Genomic DNA, 18,661 nt, shown 5'->3' on the forward strand with positions numbered 1-18,661 from the left:
TGAGTCGCCAGCGTAGCTCAGTTGGCTAGAGCAGCTGATTTGTAATCAGCAGGTCGTGGGTTCGAGTCCCTCCGCCGGCTCAACATAAAACCATCACTTTTTTAGTGGTGGTTTTTTTTTGTAAAAATTCCAAAAGATAAAATTCCAAATTCAAACTTTGAGTATTGGAATTTGGAATTTAAAAATTTGGAACTTTGTTTGTTTTGAAATATTTTTCTTATGTTTGTTTCATAACCAGAAAAATTATTACAAATGGAAGAAACTTCAGTGTTTGAAAAATTTGAGTTGCAGCTCGATTACTCTGCAAAAGACTTTTTAAGAGAAACTGCTAAATGGGCGTACTTTTTGTCTATTTTAGGTTTTGTTGCAATTGCTTTTTTAGTAGTTATTGCGGTTTTTGCAGGAACCTTTTTAGCAATGATGGGCAGTATGGTCCCGGGAATGGGAGCAGCGGGAGGCTCATTCGGATTAGTGTTTAGCATTCTGTACTTTTTTATAGCCGCACTTTATTTCTTTCCGGTTTATTATTTGTATAAGTTTGCAACAAATACAAAAGCCGCGTTTAGAGATAATGATTCAGAAGCCTTAACCAATTCTTTATCTTATCTTAAATCACACTATAAGTTTATTGGCATAACTACTCTTGTTGTTTTAGGCTTTTATGTGTTACTACTTGTTCTAGGAATTTTGGGAACTCTATTGAGATAACTTGAGAATCAAACCTGCTTAGTTACAGTTTGAAATTTAAGTTTGGCAACTCATATAAACAAAAACGTCCTGATAATTTCAGGACGTTTTTTTATTCTTTAAATACAAAACTATTTTTCTGTCTTTTTAATGTCAGCAACATATTTTGTTAGCTTTTTCCCGTAAAGAGATTGTGCCACTTTTGGAGTCATTGATTTTTGAATAGTATCAAGAAATTTAATGTTGATATCATAGATTTCAGCCAAAGCAATATAAGGTGCTATTTCATGATCTTTATTGTTGATTGCAAAATTAGTAGCGAACAAATATTTTCTTTTTATATTTGATTGTTGTCTGGCATCAATACTATCGATTGCTTTTTGATCCTGTCTTTTTATAGCGTTAAATTTCGATTCAACCATAGAAAGGTTTTCATCATTAAAACGAGAATTTATTTTTCTGTATTCTTCGTATAATTCCTGATTTTTAGATCCTGTGATTTTTGCACTTGAAATAAAATTATCTAAATTGGTATCTATGTTAATGTTTCCAGGTTCAGCAAAGAATAAAATATTGTTATCCATTGAGTTGCTTACACCTCGATCTAGGAATAGATAAAGCATTTCTGGAGATTCTAGTTTGATATCGCTTTCAAAAGCTGAATTGCCATCAATTTTAATACTGTCAATAGCAACTAAAGACGTATCAACAATTCTTTGTATATATAAAGTTCCGTTTTTTAATCCTTTTATGTTTCCAGTAATGTGTAAACTGTCGGTTGATTCTTTTTTGCTACATGATGCTAGTAGTGCAAGTGTAACAAAGGCAATAATTGATTTTTTCATTGGTTTTTAGATTTTGGGTGCAAAATAAAGAAAATAGTTTGAAAGTAATGATTCGTACTTTAAATTTTAATAAAAAATAAAAGTCCCAATCTATTTCTAAATTGGGACTTTTATATTTTTATAAAAATGAGACTTTTACATTTCTAAGTTGTAGCTTACGCCGGTCTCATGCGTGTATGTAAATTTATTGTCGCAATCATTATTTCCGTAGTCAACAACTCCTTTCAGGAATCCGCCTTCCACTTTTAGTTTTCCTTTGGAAATATAAGTACATGAATATTTCTTAACTAATGTTTCCTGAACTGTCAATGTTAAAGTAGCACCTTTTTCTGTAGTTACAGTATGATTTCCTTCAGTCATTTCGTAAACATTGTCTTCTAGAACATAAGGAGTGTCAACACCAGCCGTTTGTTTTACGGTGTGAGTTCCTGAATTGGTATAAACTCTTCCCTGCAAATCTGTAAATTTACCGTTCGTTACTTTTCTGGTCCATTGTGGTACAGTTGCAACAGTGGTAGTATTTGTGTATTCAATTGTTCCCTCAAGTTTTATTCCGTTAATTGAATAATCGATTCTTTCAATTGTCAATTTGCTACCGGTTGTGATGACTGGGCCTGAAAGTGTAATTTTTAGTTTTCCTTTTCTTGTCAATTGATTGTCTGCACAACCAGCAGTTCCATAGTCAACTGTGAATACCTTAGGATAGGTAGTTCCTGAAACCGTAATTGTAGCGCAAATTCCGCTTACGTTTGCAGCTGATTTTGCTGTCGCAGCACTATTTGCGACTAACAATCCCGTATTAATATCCATTTGATTCGCAGCATCAATTGCGACAGAAGCACCAACAGCAGTAGGGTCAGTTTGATTGATAACATCATCTTTTGAACATGAAACGTAGATTAATGCTGTAGCACAAATACTTAGAAGTAAAAAAGCTGTTTTTTTCATAGTAGTTTTTTATTTAAGGTTAGATTAAAAGGCATCCAAATGTAATAAAAAAAATAAACTAGAATAAAAAAAAATCGATGAGCTGCACTAAGGCATTTTTTACTTTTTGCTTTTGTAGAAAAAGTACCCCAGAACTCCTGTTAATATTGGCAGCAAGAAGTTAAGAACTAAACTCATATTGTCTAATTGTGCAATATAGAGTTCTTTAGAATCGAAGTGCTTGTTGCGCGGGATAACTACTAAAACGACTGTAATAAATGCCAAATAAATTATGGATGTGCCAATAGCGAGATAAAAGTATATTTTATCGTTGAGTTCCTCTACAAACAGCTTTTGGCTGAAAAATGTACTGCCTAATATCAATGCAAAGATGGAAGCGAGATATTTGGCAAACCAAACCATAACTTCTTTAGGAATTGTAAAGAAAATACCGAACTGAATATGGTAGCTAACAAAAATTACTAAGAACATCGTCCAGATGAACCATAATTTTATTAATCGTTTTTGTGCGATAAAAAATGTCATTTAGTGAGCAGTATTAGGTTGAAATTTGCTTTTGATTTGTTTTTCAAACTCATAAGTAGGATCGACCAGTATTTCAGGATCTCCCATTTGTCCTTCTTTTTTTATTTCGAAGAGTTTTACAGCTATCGAATAATCCTCGGTAAGTTTGTTGTTAGTGTTTGAAAGGAGTTTGTTGATTTCAGGAATAGATTTCCAATTAGGTTTTAAAGCATCTGTTTCAAAAAGACGTTTAAATTCTTTTTCTTCAAATCCTGCCGAGTTATCGCCCAGAATATCTTTGGTAATTAAAAAGAGGTAGAATCTAGAATATCCTTCTTCTACACAAGATAATTCATACCAGGAACAACTTTTGTCTGGCGTGCATTTTTCCAGATTGATCGTTTTTCCATCTTTGGTGATGCATTCTTTTCTGGTAACAATTGCATAGTTGCCATTACCGATGTAAAAGTATTTGTAATCGCCAAAAGTTATTTTTAGCTTCTTTTCTATAACGGCCACTAATTGTGTGTTGACTTCTTTTAATGGAGTTCCTGTTTTGAAAAATGAATGTAAAAAAACCGTTCTGGTTGGATATAATTTTTGGAAGTAAATAATATGCTCCGGTAATGAACTTTGTACGTAGGTAGGTGATCTTTCAGGGCAGCCTCTGTTTGATTTTAGACCCTCTTCATTGGGGCATGCATCTTCTAAATCTGAAACTCCATCTTGATCTTGATCAGGGCAGCCGTTTCCTAATATTTCAGCTTTGTCCGTTGGACACATGTCGTATTTGTCAATTACACCATCGCCATCAGTATCGAGCAATCCAAATTTTTGAATGCTGTCCAACTGTTTTTGTAAAGAAACAACTTGTTGTTCTTTGGTGTTAAATTCTTTTTTTGAAACGCAAGAAATAACGAAACAGGAAATAATCAGGAGTATTACTCTCTTCATGTATTTTGCTTTTATCCTGTAGGTTCCGTTTTTGGTTTCTTTGGAAAGATAAAGTTATATAAAAAATTAACATGATTGATATAAAATATTGTTTTTCAGTGTTTTGAGAATATTAGATTTCAAATTTTGGAACAAAAAAAATCCCGCAAGTTTGAACTTACGGGATTTGAATTTTAGATTTTTTTTTTTAAATCTTATTTGATCATCTCAAAACTTCTTTTTACAAAAGCAGTTAAAGCTTCACCTTTTAATAGGTTTTGCGATAATTTAGCTAAGTCTAAAGCTTGTTTTACCAAGTGTTCCTGATGTGTTTTGTCTTCAGTATTCAAGATACTTGTGGCCAAATCAGAATTTGTATTTACAACCAAATTGTACATTTCCGGCATATTTCCCATTCCGAACATTCCGCCACCGCCTGACTGACTCATTTCTTTCATTCTACGCATGAATTCTGGCTGCGTGATGATAAATGGAGCCGCCTGACTGTCCATAGCTTCCAGTTGAACTGAATATGCTTTTGGAATATAAGCTTCCAGTGAAGTTTTTAAAGTTTCTTTTTCTTCATCAGATAATTTAGAAATCGTGTTTTCGTCTTTTTTGATTAAATTATCAATATGATCAGAATCAACACGAACGAAAGTTACATCTTTATTGTCGCCTTCAATTTTTTGAATCAAGTGCGAGATAATCGGAGAATCTAAAAGTAATACTTCGTATCCTTTTTCTTTTGCTGTTTCAATATAAGAGTGTTGTGCATCTTTATTTCCAGCATAAAGAACTACCAGTTTTCCGTCTTTATCGGTTTGGTTTTCTTTTAATTTCTCTTTTAATTCTTCTAAAGTAAAATAAGTATCATCTACAGTTGGGTACAATACAAAAGCACCCGCTTTTTCGTAGAATTTATCTTCAGAAAGCATTCCATACTCTAAAACAATTTTAATATCGTTCCATTTTGCTTCAAAATCAGCACGATTTTCATTGAACAAAGCTTTTAGTTTATCGGCAACTTTACGCGTAATGTAGTTCGAGATTTTCTTCACCGCTCCATCAGCCTGCAAACCTGAACGAGAAACGTTCAATGGAATGTCTGGTGAATCGATAACTCCTTTTAACATTGTCAAAAATTCTGGTACAATTCCTTCTACGTTATCAGTAACGTAAACCTGGTTTTGGTACAATTGAATTTTATCTTTCTGAATTTGCATATCTGAACCTAACTTAGGGAAATACAAAATTCCGGTTAAGTTAAACGGATAATCTACATTTAAATGAATGTTGAATAACGGCTCTTCAAATTGCATTGGGTACAATTCTCTGTAGAAGCTTTTATAATCTTCATCAGATAATTCAGTTGGCTGTTTTGTCCATGCCGGATTCGGGTTGTTGATGATGTTGTCAATTTCTACAGTTTCGTTCACGTAGTCCTCAGGAGCATCTTCCGGTTTTGGAAGTGTTTCTGTTTTTGTTCCGAATTTAATTGGAATAGGCATAAACTTGTTGTACTTATTCAATAATCCGGCGATTTTAGAATCTTCTAAAAATTCAAGAGAATCTTCAGCAACGTGAAGTATAATTTCAGTACCACGTGAAGTTTTGTCAGCCGGCTCTAAAGTAAATTCAGGGCTACCGTCACATGTCCAGTGTGCAGCTGGTTCGTCTTTGTATGATTTTGTAATAATTTCTACTTTCTCAGCCACCATAAAAGCAGAATAAAAACCAAGACCAAAATGACCAATAATACCAGAATCTTTAGCAGAATCTTTGTACTTGTCAAGAAATTCCTCAGCTCCTGAAAAAGCAACCTGATTGATGTATTTTTCTACTTCATCAGCCGTCATTCCTAAACCCTGGTCAATAATGTGGATTTTTTTTCCTTCTTTATCCACTTTAATTTCAATAACGGGATTTCCGTATTCAACTTTAGCTTCTCCAATGCTAATAAGGTGTTTTAATTTTAAAGTAGCATCGGTTCCGTTTGATACAAGCTCACGCAAGAAAATTTCGTGATCGCTATACAAGAACTTTTTGATTAAGGGAAAGATGTTTTCTACTGAAACATTAATTTTACCTGTTGTCATATTTTTAAATTTTTTAGTTTAATGAGATGATTACCATTCCTTCAAATAGAATACCAATTGTATTTTGGGTGACAAAATGACCGAAGTGTTAATTGTGAAAGAAAATAATTAGATTTTGCAACATTAAATATTTTAATGAATTGTATATTTGTGGTATAATAATTGTTAAAAACCTGTAAGTATAAACTTAAAAATGTTCAAAATGAAGAAAATTATTTTCATTTGCATGATAGCCACGATGTTATTCGCATGTAAATCAGCTTCGTCTACGCCAGCTTCGACAGAAGCGACAACGCTTTCCACTAAACTTGACAAATCGACTCAAGTAGCCCTTAAAGGTAATTGGGTATTAACTAATGTATCTTATCCGGGTTCAGATTATATTAAAGTAACTTCATTTGATCTTGCTGATTCTAAGTGTTTTATTGGAAGCACATGGAGCTTTATTTCAAATAATAATAAAGGTAATATGACTTTAAATGCTCCAAGTTGTACTGCTTTTACTTCGCCAATTGTCTGGAGTATCAACAATCAGGGACTTTTTGTACTGAAGATTGTTAATCCGGGAACTAAATCGAAAAATGTAAAAGAAGGTTATTTATTAAAAGTTGCCGGAGTGACTGATAACTCTTTTGAGTTGATAGATAGCATTAATGTGGGTGGACAAACGAAAGATGTTACTTACCAATTTCAAAGAGCTAATTAATATTAAAAATATATAAAATGAGAAAGATAACAGCATTAAGTTTGAGTAGTTTACTCGTATTGGTTAGTTTTTTTGCAAGCTGTGATTCAGTAAAAAATGCAAATAATACACAAAAAGGCGCGGGAATCGGTGTAGTTGCCGGAGGTCTTATTGGTGGTATTTTAGGAAATAATTTAGGAAAAGGCGGAAACGCTGCTTTAGGTGCTGCAATTGGTGCTGCCGTAGGTGGTGGAACCGGAGCACTTATTGGAAACAAAATGGATAAACAAGCTCGCGAAATCGATCAGGCTTTACCTGGTGCTGATGTTGAAAGAGTAGGTGAAGGAATTCACTTGACTTTGAACGAAAACGCGGTTCGCTTTGATACAAATAAATCAACTTTGACGCCACAGGCTAAAGCTAATTTAGATAAATTAATTCCTGTATTTACTGAATACGGAGATACTAATATCGAAATTTTCGGATACACAGATAATACTGGAAAACCAGAGTATAATTTAACACTTTCAGGACAAAGAGCTGCATCTGTGCAAGCATATTTAGTTGCTAAAGGATTAAAATCGAGCCGTTTCAAAACTTCAGGTTTAGGAATTGCTGATCCAATTGCAACAAATGATACTCCGGAAGGAAGAACTCAAAACCGTCGTGTTGAATTTGCAATTACTGCAAATGACAAAATGGTAAATGATGCAAAAACTGAAGCTGCTAAATAGTTTCAAAAAGCAATAAAAATTCTTGAAAGCTGTTTCTTAATTGAAGCAGCTTTTTTTTTGACTTTAGAACTTAAACATTGTAAATTTGGCCTTTCAATTATAACCCATGCTCGACATCCAGAATATTTCTTTTTCGTATACCGATAAACCCGTTATTAAAAACGTTTCTTTTACTATTAACAAAGGTGAAAACATTGCTATTATTGGCGAAAGCGGCTGCGGAAAAAGTACGCTGCTTAAATTAATGTACGGTTTGTATGATTTAGACGAAGGCAAGATTTTTTACAATGAAAAACCTGTTTTAGGTCCAAAATATAATCTTATTCCGGGAATGCCTTATATGAAATATTTGGCTCAGGATTTTGATTTGTCACCATATGAGACAGTTGCTGAAAATGTTGGAAAATTTCTTTCTAACGGTTTTGCAAACATGAAAAAACTTCGTGTTCAGGAATTGTTGGAAATGGTAGAAATGGAACAATTCTCTAATGTAAAGACTAAATTTTTAAGTGGAGGACAACAACAAAGAGTAGCTTTGGTCAGAGTTTTGGCTCTAGAACCGGAAGTTATTTTGCTGGATGAACCTTTTAGTCAAATTGACGCTTTTCGTAAAAATGCTTTACGCCGAAATTTGTTCCGATATTTAAGGCAAAAGGGAATTACCTGTATCATCGCAACACATGATAGTACAGATGCTTTATCGTTTGCTGATGAAACCATAGTAATGCGAAATGGAGAAATTATAGTAAAAGATAATCCCACAAAAATTTACGAAGATCCTCAGACTAAATATGTAGCTTCATTATTTGGTGAAGTAAATGAAATACCAACTCATTTATTGCTGGATTACGAAGATGAAACGCACAAAACATTAGTGTATCCGCATCAGTTGAAAATGCTTTCGGAATCGAAATTACCGGTTAAAATTAGACGAACTTATTTCAGAGGAAATCATTATTTGATTGAAACAGTTTATAAAAGACAATTAATCTTTTTTGAAAGTGAAATTGATTTGCCGCTGGAGCAGGAAATTTTCTTAGGCTTAAATTATCTTTAATTAGAAAATGTGTCAATTTGATAATTAGATAATTCGCTTTACCTTATAAAAACAATAAACCCAACAGTTTTCGAAGCTGTCGGGTTTTTTATTTTAAAATTTTAATCTAGTTTTTTAAGTACTTCTCTAAAAACTGATCTTGTTCCCAAAGTAAGTGTAGAATGTTTTCTTTGGCAACATAACTATGAGCTTCTTTGGGCAAAATTACCATTCTTGCATTAGCTCCTAAACCTTTTAAAGCCTGGAAGTAGCGTTCTGTCTGCAAAGTAAAAGTTCCAGGATTATTATCAGCTTCACCGTGAACCAATAAAATTGGCGTCTTCATTTTGTCCGCATTCATAAAGGGAGACATTGTATTGTAAACTTCCGGAACTTCCCAATAATTTCTTTGTTCAGTTTGGAATCCGAATGGAGTCAGTGTTCTGTTATAAGCACCGCTTCTCGCAATTCCGCATGCAAAAAGATTAGAATGTGTCAATAAATTGGCAGTCATAAATGCTCCATAAGAATGTCCTCCAACGGCAACTTTTTTACGGTTAATATATCCCAAAGCGTCAACGGCATCAATTGCAGCAGCTGCATTATCTACTAACTGAGAAATGAAATTGTCATTTGGCTCTGTCGTTCCTTCTCCAATAATTGGGAAAGCCGCATCGTCTAAAACTACATATCCTTTCGTTACCCAATACACAAAAGATCCATAATAAGGAAAAGTAAATTCGTTCGAATTTTGTGTCGATTGGCCAGCGCTGTTTTTGTCTTTATATTCTGCAGGATAAGCCCAGATTAATAAAGGTAATTTCTCTTTTTTTACCTTATCGTAACCTGCAGGCAAATATAAAGTTCCAGAAAGTTCAACACCGTCTTTACGTTTATACTTGATTACTTCTTTGCTGACATTTTTAATGCTTTCAAATGGATTTTGGAAAGAGGTTATTGGCGTCAGGCTGTTTTGTTTTTTGATGTTTCTGAAATAATAATTAGGATATTCATTTTTCGATTGAATCTGAACTAAAACTTTACCAGATTTGAAATCTTCAATTTCTAATAAATCTTCTTTTTTATCCTTATAAGGAGAAGTATATATGCGTTTTGACTGGTATGTTTTTAAATTGAATTCATCAATAAAAGGAAATTGGCCTTCTTTTGTGTAGCCATCTCCAATACGGTAAGCATTATCATTTTCGATAGCCAAAACATATTTATTGTATTCATTCTTCTTTGTTTCAAAAACACCCGGATCTGAATAAACGTCCTGAGAATTTCTGTCTGTAATTACTTTTGGTTGTTGAGCAGGATTTGACGGATTTATTACATACGTTTTAGTGTTACGAGTATCATACCACTCATCAGAAATCATTGCAATATGGTCGTTACCCCAAGTAATGTTGCTAAAACGTTGTGGTGTTTTTACCAATGAAGTTGCGTCATTTGTAAAAGGCGCGTCCCAAAGAAAAACTTCGTCTCTAAAATCAACTTTATTGGCAGGATCTCCCTCGTCTAAAGCTACGGTATAATATAAAGTTGCCGGTTTATCCGTTCTCCAGGCCATGTCTCTTTTTCCTTTTCTAACCGCCATGAAACCTTTTGGAATCACTTCGTTTAACGGAACATCATTTACCGTTTTAACTTCTTTTCCTCTTGCGTCATAAACAATAGTTTTAGAAGGGAACCTGTATAAAGGAACAACGTATGAAAATGGTTTTTGAATCGTAGTCAGCATTACATAATTTCCATCAGGAGAAATTTTTTCGCCAAAATACATTGCCGCATCTTTAAATAAGGTTGCAGTTCCATTTAGATTTACTTTGTATAATTCTGATGTAATAATGTTCTCAAAGTTGATTTCATCATTCTGATTTTTTAGCATATCAGGATACGTTCTGTTCTGAGATTTTGTCCCGGATGTATTTGAGATAATCGGTCCTGTTGGTAAGTCTTTTTTAGAATCTAATAATGGTTTTCTGTCTTTAGGAAGCATCTTTACCAAAATAGTTTCATTATCTAAAAACCAACTAAACGGATTGCCAAGATTAGCGTTTACAGTTGCCTCTGTAAGTTTTGTGGCTTTCGCCGATGCAACATCCAAAACCCAAAGTTCAACTCCTGTAGCAGTAGTATGTGAGAACAATATTTTTTTATCGTTTGGAGACCAAAGGATATTACTGATCTTAGGATTTTGAGGTAAACCTGCAACCTGAATTTCCTCTTTTCCATTTACTTTTCGAACTTTTAAATTATTCAGATAGGTTACCGTACTTGAAATATTGGTGATAGGATTAATTCTTAATCCTCCTAAACGAAGTTCCTCCTGATTTAAATCGTCTAATGTTTTATAAGTGCTTCGATACATAAATAACATGTATTCTTTTTTAGTATCCATCGATACCGTCGGAGCCCTTTCATAATCAGCTAAATCTAAAATGGATTTAGATGGTTTTTGATAAGTTAAGTTTTCTTGCGCAAATGCAAAGAAACCTACGTTTAAGAATAGTAATAGTGTAACCTTTAATTTCATAATTAGAATTTTATTGGTTTAAAAATGGTATTCAGAATGTTTGACTAAAGTACTTAAATAATGTTACACTAAGTTTGCGCTCTTTTGATACTTTTGAGGTTTTTACTGTAAAAACTGTTTTTTCTTTAATAAAAGAACGTTACCTAATGCATAATTGAACTATATTAAATTGCTAATAACGAAAAAAATAGTAATTTGGACGCTTATGTTTTAAAGTATACGTAAATTTGTAATCCAATTTTTTAACAAATAATAAAAGAATATGTATCATTCAAAAATAGCGGGCTTAGGGTATTATGTTCCTTCAAATGTTGTGACCAACGATGATTTGTCTAAGCTAATTGAAACGAATGACGAATGGATTCAGGAAAGAACCGGAATTCAGGAGCGCAGACACATCATTCGTGGAGAGGACACCACAACTTCAATGGGAGTAAAAGCAGCTAAAATTGCAATAGAACGTTCTGGCGTAGCCAAAGAAGATATTGATTTTGTAGTTTTTGCTACATTAAGTCCTGATTATTATTTCCCAGGACCAGGAGTTTTAGTACAACGTGATTTAGGATTAAGAACAGTTGGAGCGTTAGATGTTAGAAATCAATGTTCTGGTTTTGTTTATGCAATTTCTGTTGCAGATCAATATATTAAAACCGGAATGTATAAAAATATTTTGGTAATTGGTTCTGAAGTTCATTCAACCGGATTAGACATGACAACCCGTGGACGCGGAGTTTCGGTAATTTTTGGAGATGGAGCAGGAGCAGCTGTTTTGAGCCGTGAAGAAGATTTGTCAAAAGGAATTTTATCAACACATTTACATTCAGAAGGTCAGCATGCTGAAGAACTAGCTTTGCAGGCACCAGGAATGGGGGCGCGTTGGGTAACTGATATAATTGCAGACAATGATCCTAATGACGAAAGTTATTATCCATATATGAATGGACAATTTGTATTTAAAAATGCAGTTGTTCGTTTTGCTGAGGTAATCAATGAAGGTTTAGAAGCAAATGGTTTGCAGGTTTCAGATATTGATATGTTGATTCCGCATCAGGCGAATTTAAGAATCTCGCAATTCATTCAGAATAAATTCAGATTATCTGATGATCAGGTGCATAATAACATTCAGAAATACGGAAACACAACTGCAGCATCTATTCCGATTGCTTTGACAGAAGCTTGGGAACAAGGAAAAATCAAATCTGGAGATACAGTAGTTTTAGCAGCCTTCGGAAGTGGTTTCACTTGGGCAAGTGCTATTATTAAATGGTAGTCCGTCCTTAAAATTATATTTGAGAACCTGCTTCATTTTGGAGCAGGTTTTTTTTATGTCTATTTTGAAAGGCTGAGCGTAATGCATGTCAGGCTGAGCGAAGTCGAAGCCCGACTCCAATTGGCACGTCTTCTACTTCGCTCAGGATTACAGTCGTGGCTAAAAGATATAATTTTGTTATGTTTTGCAATATTGTCAGGCTGAGCGAAGTCGAAGCCCGGCTCCAATTGACACGCCTTCAACTCCGCTCAGAATGACAAATGACTATTAAAAACATTCCAACCTACAAATGAAATATTTTTCTTACTTTTAAGTGTTTTTTAAAACATTAAAGGATGAAAAGATATTATGTATACATTTTAAAATGCTCGGATAATAGTTACTACACCGGAATAACAAATAATATAGATAGAAGATTAAATGAGCATAATTTTGGTTTAAATAAAGACTGTTATACTTTTAATAAAAGACCATTAGATTTGGTTTTTTGGACAGAGTTTAATGATGTAAATCAAGCCATAGCATTCGAAAAACAAGTAAAAGGCTGGAGCAGGAAAAAGAAAGAGGCGATAATAAATGATAAATGGGAAGATTTAAAAAAGCTTTGAGAATGCTTAAACGAAACATCGCATAAAAATTTTAATAAAAAGAAAGTTTAGTAGTAAATTAGCCTTCGACTTCGCTCAGGGTGACATCTCGGTTTTAATTAATAATTTTGTTATTATATAGTATTAAGCTGAGAGAATTTAAAGTCTTTTATTCTTATAAACAATGAAAAAAAATCAACTCGAAATAGCTTGTTTCAATTACGAATCGGCATTAATCGCTCAGGAAAATGGAGCCGATCGAATCGAATTGTGCGAAAATATGCAGCTTGGCGGTACCACTCCAAATACTATTTTGGCGGTCAGAGTACGCGAAAAATTAACGATTAAAATGCATGTTATCATTAGGCCTCGAGGAGGAGATTTTGTTTACACTGACGATGAATTTGTGGAAATGAAACAGGATATAAAGCAATTCAAAAAGTTAGGTGTTGATGGTTTTGTTTTTGGAATTTTAAAAGATAACGGAAGTGTCAATAAAAGGCGAAATAAAGAATTAGTTAATTTAGCGCAGCCGCTTTCATGCACTTTTCATCGTGCTTTTGATGCTGTGAAAGATGTTAAACAGTCTCTTAAAGATGTGATTGACTGCGGTTTTCAAACCATTCTGACTTCTGGTCAGGAGATTAATGTCGAAGAAGGAATCTTTGCTTTAGAAAAGATTCAAAAATGGGCTAAAGAAAGAATTGAAATTATGCCTGGTGGAGGTTTAAGGTCTTCAAATATCAAATTATTGCAGGATAAATTAGAGCCAACTTTTTATCATTCGTCAGCAATCACGGATAATACAGAAATAGCAAATCCTGAAGAAATAAAAGAATTAAAAAACTTTTTATAGAATATAAATAAGAAAAGCCTGGAGTTGGCATACTCCAGGCTTTTCTTTTCTACAAGAACTATTAAAATCTACTAATAAAAGCGGGATTAAAACATTCCACCACCACCTTTGTTAGTGTTATCTTCTCTTTGTTTACGTTGAAGGTTTTTGATTTTTGCTCCTCCAAAGTTGTAAGTTAATCCTAAATAAACCGTTTGGCTTTCCCAGCTAAACTGTCCTCTTTGCGGATAAGGATAAATTCCGTCAAAAGAATATTTCATAGTATTGAAAACGTCATTGAAACGTACACTGATGTTCATCTTGTTATCTAATAATGTATAACGTGAACCAATGTCTATTTTGTACATTTCATTTCTGTGTTGTTGAATTTCTTCTACAGGTCCTCTGTAAAAACCGAATAATAAAAAGCTTAAACGTTTTGTAGGCTTGAAATTCGAGTTCATACGCGCATTAAATGCTGAAGTTGTAACACTGCGCTCCAATGGTGAACTTGTTTTTGTTGCAGGATCATATACAAATACAACACCATGCTGATTTATACTTGAAAAATCAACAGACGGTTGGATATCCCACCACTTTGTAAGCTTATAGTTTAACGAAAGATCAAAACCATAAGAGCTGCTGTTATCATAATTAGTATAGCTCAAAATTTGTTTATAACCCGATTCATCATTTGGATCAGGGCTTAAAGTTCTACTGATTTGATCATTAATACTTCGTACGAAGACACCCCCTGTTACACTTCCTTTTTCAAGAGTTTTAGTATAATTTACCTCTACAGAGTTTGTAAACTGAGGTCTTAATTCCGGATTTCCGTATGAAGTTACTAATGGAGTAGAAAACTCACGAATTGGTTTTGTCTGCTCTAAACTTGGGCGGTCAACACGACGGCTGTAGCTTAATTGCAATACGTTTTTCTCATTTAAATTATAAGTTAAATAAGCTGATGGATATAATGTAATATAATCATCATCAAATTTTGTTTGGCCATGATTTAAGTTTGCAGCAACTTTATAACTTTCAAAACGGGTTCCGACCTGGTAACTGAATTTTTTGAATTTCTGACCAAAAGTTACGTAAGCTGAATAAATATCAGTATCATAAGTGTAGTTAGAAAATTGGTTTTCAGGAGCAACTAAAGGATTGCCAGTATTATAATCATTATTTGTTCTCGTGATTCTGGCTTCAGCTCCAGCTTCAAGCGTTGTTTTGTCATTTAACGGATTTACATAATCAATGTTTAAAGTGCTAAGTTTTCTTTTATCATTAATAAAATCCTCATATACAATAGCACTTGACGTGTTGTCAGGTTTTGTTGTTTGCGTGTCAAAATTTGAATCTTGAATCTCTTTAGTGTCACTATAGTTTCCTTCAAAATCTAAAGTATGTCCTTCTTTTTTAAAGATATGTTTGTAGGCTAAATTGTAAGTTCCGGTTGTGCCTGGGCCTTGGTATGTAGAATTTTGATAGATGTTTAAAACGTTTGGATCACCATTATTATAATTAATATCTGTTTGTACAATTCCGGTTCCGGTAGATTTATTTTGATTGGTATAAAAAGATAAAGTATTGTTATCATTGATTAAGTAATCCATACCAACTTTATACAAATAATTATCATTATCGTTTGAGATATCCAAGTTTTGATTTATATCCTGGTCCAATCTGATAATATGGCCTTCATTATAATAGGTACCAAAATTTTGTCCTGCGTTTCCAAAGAAATTTACTTTTCCGGTCTTATAATTCAAATCTAATGATTGGTTGTATTTTGCAGTTTTTCCAAAAGTAATACCACCACTGTAGGTTCCATTGAAACCAGTGTTCGCATTTTTATGCAAAATAATGTTGATGATTCCAGACATTCCTTCCGGATTGTATTTTGCACTTGGATTTGTAATCAACTCAATTTTTTTGATAGAAGTTGAAGGAATTTGTTTCAACAATTGCGCAGGATCGATATTTGATGGTCTTCCGTCAATTAATACACGCACGTTATCGTTTCCACGAAGTGAAAGTTTTCCGTCCTGATCTACGTTTACTGACGGAATATTGCTCATAATATCAGATGCAGAAGCTCCCGCAGTTGTCAAATCTTTTCCGACGGTAATTACTTTTCGGTCAATTTTTTGTTCCATAGTCGAGCGTTCAGCCACGATATTTACACCTTTAAGTTGAGTAGCTTCTTCTTCAAGAGCAACGTTTAAAGTCGCAGTCTTTTTGCTGTCGCTTAAAATTACAGAACCAATATACTTTCTAAATCCAATATATTGAATTTCGATAGTATAACTTTTTAATGCCAGATTTTTAATTGTAAAATCCCCGTTATCATCAGTATTCACCCCTGTAACCACTTTTCCATTTTCTTTGATAGAAACTGTTGCATAAGAAACAGGTGCATTATTTGATTTTTCGGTAATTTTTCCAGAAACCGCTCCCGAATTTTGGGCCTGTGCTGTTGCCATTACACCCAGTAATGCAAGCAGAAAGAATTTTAATTTCATAATTAATAAATGATTATTTTGATTTGATTGATGATGATTATTTTGATTTTGTTAGATTATTTTGACTTGAAAATGAATTCGAAGTCCCTATTAAGACTCTTTTACTATTGATATGTTACAGAAAAAAAGTAAAAAAAATGTTTTTTGTCGTTATGTGTTCTGTTTTTTAGAAGATTAGTGTTTTAATTTTTTGATAATTTTAACATTCAAAACAATTAACTTTTTAAGAAATTCTAAGTGTTTTGTTCGATTTTATATGTTTTTCGTTTTCTGTAATTGATGAATAAGCAGTATCTTTGCTCACTTTAAAATAAGTTTACATGTCATTATCACAAATTCTTACACCTTCTATACAAAAAGCAATACAAGCATTATTTGATGTTACTGTTGATAAAATCGAATTTCAAACAACCCGAAAAGAGTTTGAAGGAGATATAACAATGGTAATTTTTCCTTTACTAAAATTGACGAAAAGCAATCCTGTAGAATTAGGAAATAAAATCGGAAATTATTTAGTAGAAAATGTTGCAGAAGTAGCACGTTTTAATGTAGTATCAGGTTTCCTGAATATTGTAATTGCAGATCGTTATTATTTGAATTTCTTTAATGAAATAAAAGACAATACTAAATTTGGTTATGTAACGCCAAACCCGGAAGATAAGGCAATTATGGTTGAGTATTCTTCGCCAAATACAAATAAGCCTCTGCATTTAGGTCACGTTCGTAACAATTTATTAGGATATTCTGTAGCTGAAATTATTAAAGCTTCTGGAAAAAAAGTATATAAAACTCAAATCATTAATGATCGCGGAATCCATATCTGTAAATCGATGCTGGCTTGGGAAAAATTTGGAAATGGAGAAACTCCGGAAAGTTCAAATTTAAAAGGAGATAAATTAGTTGGTAAATATTATGTTGAGTTTGATAAAGCTTACAAAGCCGAAATTAATCAATTAGTAGAAGCTGGCAAAACCGAAGAAGAAGCAAAAAAACAAGCACCAATTATTGTGGAGGCTCAGGATATGCTTAAAAAATGGGAAGCTGGAGATGCGAAAGTTATTGAGCTTTGGAAAATGATGAACCAATGGGTTTATGATGGTTTTGCTACAACTTATACTAATCTGGGTGTTAATTTTGATAAATATTACTACGAAAGCAACACTTATTTATTAGGAAAAGATGTTGTTCAGATAGGTCTTGATAGCGGCGTTTTTGAAAAAGATCCTGATGGTTCAGTTTGGATTGATTTGACAGATGAAGGTCTGGACCGCAAAATCGTATTGCGTTCTGATGGAACTGCAGTTTATATGACGCAGGATATTGGAACAGCTATTCAGCGTGTAAAAGATATGCCAGATGTTGGTGGAATGGTTTATACGGTAGGAAACGAACAGGATTATCACTTTAAAGTTTTATTCTTAATTCTGAAAAAACTTGGTTTTGACTGGGCTTCAAGTCTTTATCATTTATCATACGGAATGGTAGATTTGCCTTCCGGAAAAATGAAAAGCCGTGAAGGAACCGTAGTTGATGCTGATGATTTAATGCAGGATATGACTGATACCGCACAGCAAATTTCTGAAGATTTAGGAAAATTAGAGAGTTATTCTGCAGAAGAAAAAGCTAAATTGTACAAAACAATTGGTCTTGGAGCTTTAAAATATTACATCTTAAAAGTAGATCCTAAAAAACGTATTTTGTTTAATCCGGAAGAATCAGTTGATTTCGCTGGTAATACAGGTCCATTTATACAATATACATACGCGAGAATTCAATCGATTATTCGTAAAGCTGATTTTGATTTTTCAGCAAAAACTACCATCGAAGAAATACATGAAAAAGAAAAAGAATTGGTAAAACAAATCGAACTTTTCCCGGAAGTAATTCAGAATGCAGCACAAAATCATAGTCCTGCCTTGATCGCAAATTACACGTATGATTTGGTAAAAGAGTATAATTCGTTCTATCAATCAGTTCATATTTTAGGCGAAGTTGATTTGACTAAGAAAATCTTTAGAGTGCAGCTTTCTCAAAAAGTAGCCGAAGTTATAAAATCTGCTTTTACATTATTAGGAATTGAAGTTCCGGAGAGAATGTAGATATCTAAAAATGATATAAAATAGAAAAGCCGATAGTTTTTACTATCGGTTTTTTTTTATGAATATTTTTTAAATTTTAAAACATAACATATTTGTTTTAAAGTAGTTATTGTTTTTTTTGTGTGTGTGAGGTAGTTACCTTGCAAGTATAACACGAATGTTATTGTAAGAAATATTTTAAATTTTTTCTCAAAAAAATTTCATACGTATTAAAATTCTTATATATTTGTATAGCCAAAAGCAATTCTTGCGACAAGGTTGATAATTATTCCAATACCACAACACAATTATTCGATCCGCTTCTAAGCATTACTATCCTTACAAAATATTGTAGA

General features: G+C 33.2%; 15 protein-coding genes and 1 tRNA gene. 9 read left to right on the top strand and 7 right to left on the bottom strand.

The features are described 5' to 3' along the window. Positions 1 to 6: 6 nt before the first annotated feature. A tRNA-Thr gene (locus J2X17_RS13405) sits at positions 7 to 80 on the top strand. A 172-nt stretch (positions 81 to 252) separates the two neighbouring features. Continuing rightward, on the top strand, positions 253 to 708 hold the full coding sequence (locus tag J2X17_RS13410) for a hypothetical protein (protein ID WP_310298868.1): 456 nt from the start codon (positions 253 to 255) through the stop codon (positions 706 to 708). 110 nt (positions 709 to 818) lie between these two features. On the opposite strand, the gene J2X17_RS13415 is transcribed toward J2X17_RS13410, so the two are convergent. The 5 genes from J2X17_RS13415 to htpG form a co-directional block, all read right to left on the bottom strand. Beyond that, positions 819 to 1,532 carry a DUF4369 domain-containing protein gene (locus J2X17_RS13415; RefSeq protein ID WP_310298871.1) on the bottom strand — a complete coding sequence of 238 codons (714 nt, stop codon included), beginning with the start codon at positions 1,530 to 1,532 and terminating at the stop codon, positions 819 to 821. A 135-nt stretch (positions 1,533 to 1,667) separates the two neighbouring features. After that, the gene (locus J2X17_RS13420; protein ID WP_310298874.1) at positions 1,668 to 2,480 is read right to left on the bottom strand and encodes a hypothetical protein; all 813 of its coding nucleotides are present in this window, start codon (positions 2,478 to 2,480) and stop codon (positions 1,668 to 1,670) included. A 99-nt stretch (positions 2,481 to 2,579) separates the two neighbouring features. Continuing rightward, positions 2,580 to 3,005 (bottom strand): hypothetical protein, encoded by a 426-nt coding sequence (locus J2X17_RS13425; RefSeq protein WP_310298876.1) that lies wholly within the window; start codon positions 3,003 to 3,005, stop codon positions 2,580 to 2,582. Next, positions 3,006 to 3,938: a thrombospondin type 3 repeat-containing protein gene (locus tag J2X17_RS13430; RefSeq protein ID WP_310298879.1), complete on the bottom strand. Its 933-nt coding sequence runs from the start codon at positions 3,936 to 3,938 to the stop codon at positions 3,006 to 3,008. 194 nt (positions 3,939 to 4,132) lie between these two features. Beyond that, positions 4,133 to 6,016 (bottom strand): molecular chaperone HtpG, encoded by a 1,884-nt coding sequence (htpG, locus tag J2X17_RS13435; RefSeq protein ID WP_310298884.1) that lies wholly within the window; start codon positions 6,014 to 6,016, stop codon positions 4,133 to 4,135. A 202-nt stretch (positions 6,017 to 6,218) separates the two neighbouring features. Here htpG and J2X17_RS13440 point away from each other — a divergent pair, with 202 nt between their 5' ends. From J2X17_RS13440 to J2X17_RS13450, 3 genes are all read left to right on the top strand, one after another. Continuing rightward, a complete protein-coding gene (locus J2X17_RS13440; RefSeq protein ID WP_310298887.1) occupies positions 6,219 to 6,722 on the top strand; it encodes a lipocalin family protein in 504 nt (167 codons plus the stop codon). A 17-nt stretch (positions 6,723 to 6,739) separates the two neighbouring features. Next, a complete protein-coding gene (locus J2X17_RS13445; RefSeq protein ID WP_310298890.1) occupies positions 6,740 to 7,435 on the top strand; it encodes a YiaD family glycine zipper/OmpA-like lipoprotein in 696 nt (231 codons plus the stop codon). Positions 7,436 to 7,541: 106 nt separating this feature from the next. Beyond that, a complete protein-coding gene (locus J2X17_RS13450) occupies positions 7,542 to 8,492 on the top strand; it encodes an ABC transporter ATP-binding protein (protein WP_310298891.1) in 951 nt (316 codons plus the stop codon). 106 nt (positions 8,493 to 8,598) lie between these two features. On the opposite strand, the gene J2X17_RS13455 is transcribed toward J2X17_RS13450, so the two are convergent. Beyond that, a complete protein-coding gene (locus J2X17_RS13455; protein WP_310298894.1) occupies positions 8,599 to 11,010 on the bottom strand; it encodes an alpha/beta hydrolase family protein in 2,412 nt (803 codons plus the stop codon). Between the two features lie 262 nt (positions 11,011 to 11,272). On the opposite strand from J2X17_RS13455, the gene J2X17_RS13460 reads away from it, so the two are divergent. The 3 genes from J2X17_RS13460 to J2X17_RS13470 all read left to right on the top strand — a co-directional run bounded on the left by J2X17_RS13460 (position 11,273) and on the right by J2X17_RS13470 (position 13,723). Further along, positions 11,273 to 12,280: a 3-oxoacyl-ACP synthase III family protein gene (locus J2X17_RS13460; protein WP_310298896.1), complete on the top strand. Its 1,008-nt coding sequence runs from the start codon at positions 11,273 to 11,275 to the stop codon at positions 12,278 to 12,280. Between the two features lie 335 nt (positions 12,281 to 12,615). Continuing rightward, positions 12,616 to 12,888 carry a GIY-YIG nuclease family protein gene (locus tag J2X17_RS13465; protein WP_310298899.1) on the top strand — a complete coding sequence of 91 codons (273 nt, stop codon included), beginning with the start codon at positions 12,616 to 12,618 and terminating at the stop codon, positions 12,886 to 12,888. A gap of 163 nt (positions 12,889 to 13,051) precedes the next feature. Continuing rightward, positions 13,052 to 13,723 (top strand): copper homeostasis protein CutC, encoded by a 672-nt coding sequence (locus J2X17_RS13470; RefSeq protein WP_310298901.1) that lies wholly within the window; start codon positions 13,052 to 13,054, stop codon positions 13,721 to 13,723. Positions 13,724 to 13,809: 86 nt separating this feature from the next. Here the strand turns inward: J2X17_RS13470 and J2X17_RS13475 are convergent, their stop codons facing one another. Next, the gene (locus J2X17_RS13475) at positions 13,810 to 16,227 is read right to left on the bottom strand and encodes a TonB-dependent receptor (RefSeq protein ID WP_310298904.1); all 2,418 of its coding nucleotides are present in this window, start codon (positions 16,225 to 16,227) and stop codon (positions 13,810 to 13,812) included. 320 nt (positions 16,228 to 16,547) lie between these two features. Between J2X17_RS13475 and argS the strand changes: the two genes are divergently transcribed. Then, positions 16,548 to 18,326, top strand: a complete 1,779-nt coding sequence (gene argS / locus J2X17_RS13480) for an arginine--tRNA ligase (protein ID WP_310298907.1) — start codon at positions 16,548 to 16,550, stop codon at positions 18,324 to 18,326. Positions 18,327 to 18,661 lie beyond the last annotated feature (335 nt).

Source organism: Flavobacterium aquidurense, assembly GCF_031458035.1.
Lineage (GTDB): Bacteria > Bacteroidota > Bacteroidia > Flavobacteriales > Flavobacteriaceae > Flavobacterium > Flavobacterium aquidurense_C.

What these genes read in the sequence shown, in the direction of transcription:
- J2X17_RS13410 (WP_310298868.1), top strand. Translation starts at nt 253, where the DNA reads ATGGAAGAAACTTCAGTGTTTGAAAAATTTGAGTTGCAGCTCGATTAC.
- J2X17_RS13415 (WP_310298871.1), bottom strand. Translation starts at nt 1,532, where the DNA reads ATGAAAAAATCAATTATTGCCTTTGTTACACTTGCACTACTAGCATCA.
- J2X17_RS13420 (WP_310298874.1), bottom strand. Translation starts at nt 2,480, where the DNA reads ATGAAAAAAACAGCTTTTTTACTTCTAAGTATTTGTGCTACAGCATTA.
- J2X17_RS13425 (WP_310298876.1), bottom strand. Translation starts at nt 3,005, where the DNA reads ATGACATTTTTTATCGCACAAAAACGATTAATAAAATTATGGTTCATC.
- J2X17_RS13430 (WP_310298879.1), bottom strand. Translation starts at nt 3,938, where the DNA reads ATGAAGAGAGTAATACTCCTGATTATTTCCTGTTTCGTTATTTCTTGC.
- htpG (WP_310298884.1), bottom strand. Translation starts at nt 6,016, where the DNA reads ATGACAACAGGTAAAATTAATGTTTCAGTAGAAAACATCTTTCCCTTA.
- J2X17_RS13440 (WP_310298887.1), top strand. Translation starts at nt 6,219, where the DNA reads ATGAAGAAAATTATTTTCATTTGCATGATAGCCACGATGTTATTCGCA.
- J2X17_RS13445 (WP_310298890.1), top strand. Translation starts at nt 6,740, where the DNA reads ATGAGAAAGATAACAGCATTAAGTTTGAGTAGTTTACTCGTATTGGTT.
- J2X17_RS13450 (WP_310298891.1), top strand. Translation starts at nt 7,542, where the DNA reads ATGCTCGACATCCAGAATATTTCTTTTTCGTATACCGATAAACCCGTT.
- J2X17_RS13455 (WP_310298894.1), bottom strand. Translation starts at nt 11,010, where the DNA reads ATGAAATTAAAGGTTACACTATTACTATTCTTAAACGTAGGTTTCTTT.
- J2X17_RS13460 (WP_310298896.1), top strand. Translation starts at nt 11,273, where the DNA reads ATGTATCATTCAAAAATAGCGGGCTTAGGGTATTATGTTCCTTCAAAT.
- J2X17_RS13465 (WP_310298899.1), top strand. Translation starts at nt 12,616, where the DNA reads ATGAAAAGATATTATGTATACATTTTAAAATGCTCGGATAATAGTTAC.
- J2X17_RS13470 (WP_310298901.1), top strand. Translation starts at nt 13,052, where the DNA reads ATGAAAAAAAATCAACTCGAAATAGCTTGTTTCAATTACGAATCGGCA.
- J2X17_RS13475 (WP_310298904.1), bottom strand. Translation starts at nt 16,227, where the DNA reads ATGAAATTAAAATTCTTTCTGCTTGCATTACTGGGTGTAATGGCAACA.
- argS (WP_310298907.1), top strand. Translation starts at nt 16,548, where the DNA reads ATGTCATTATCACAAATTCTTACACCTTCTATACAAAAAGCAATACAA.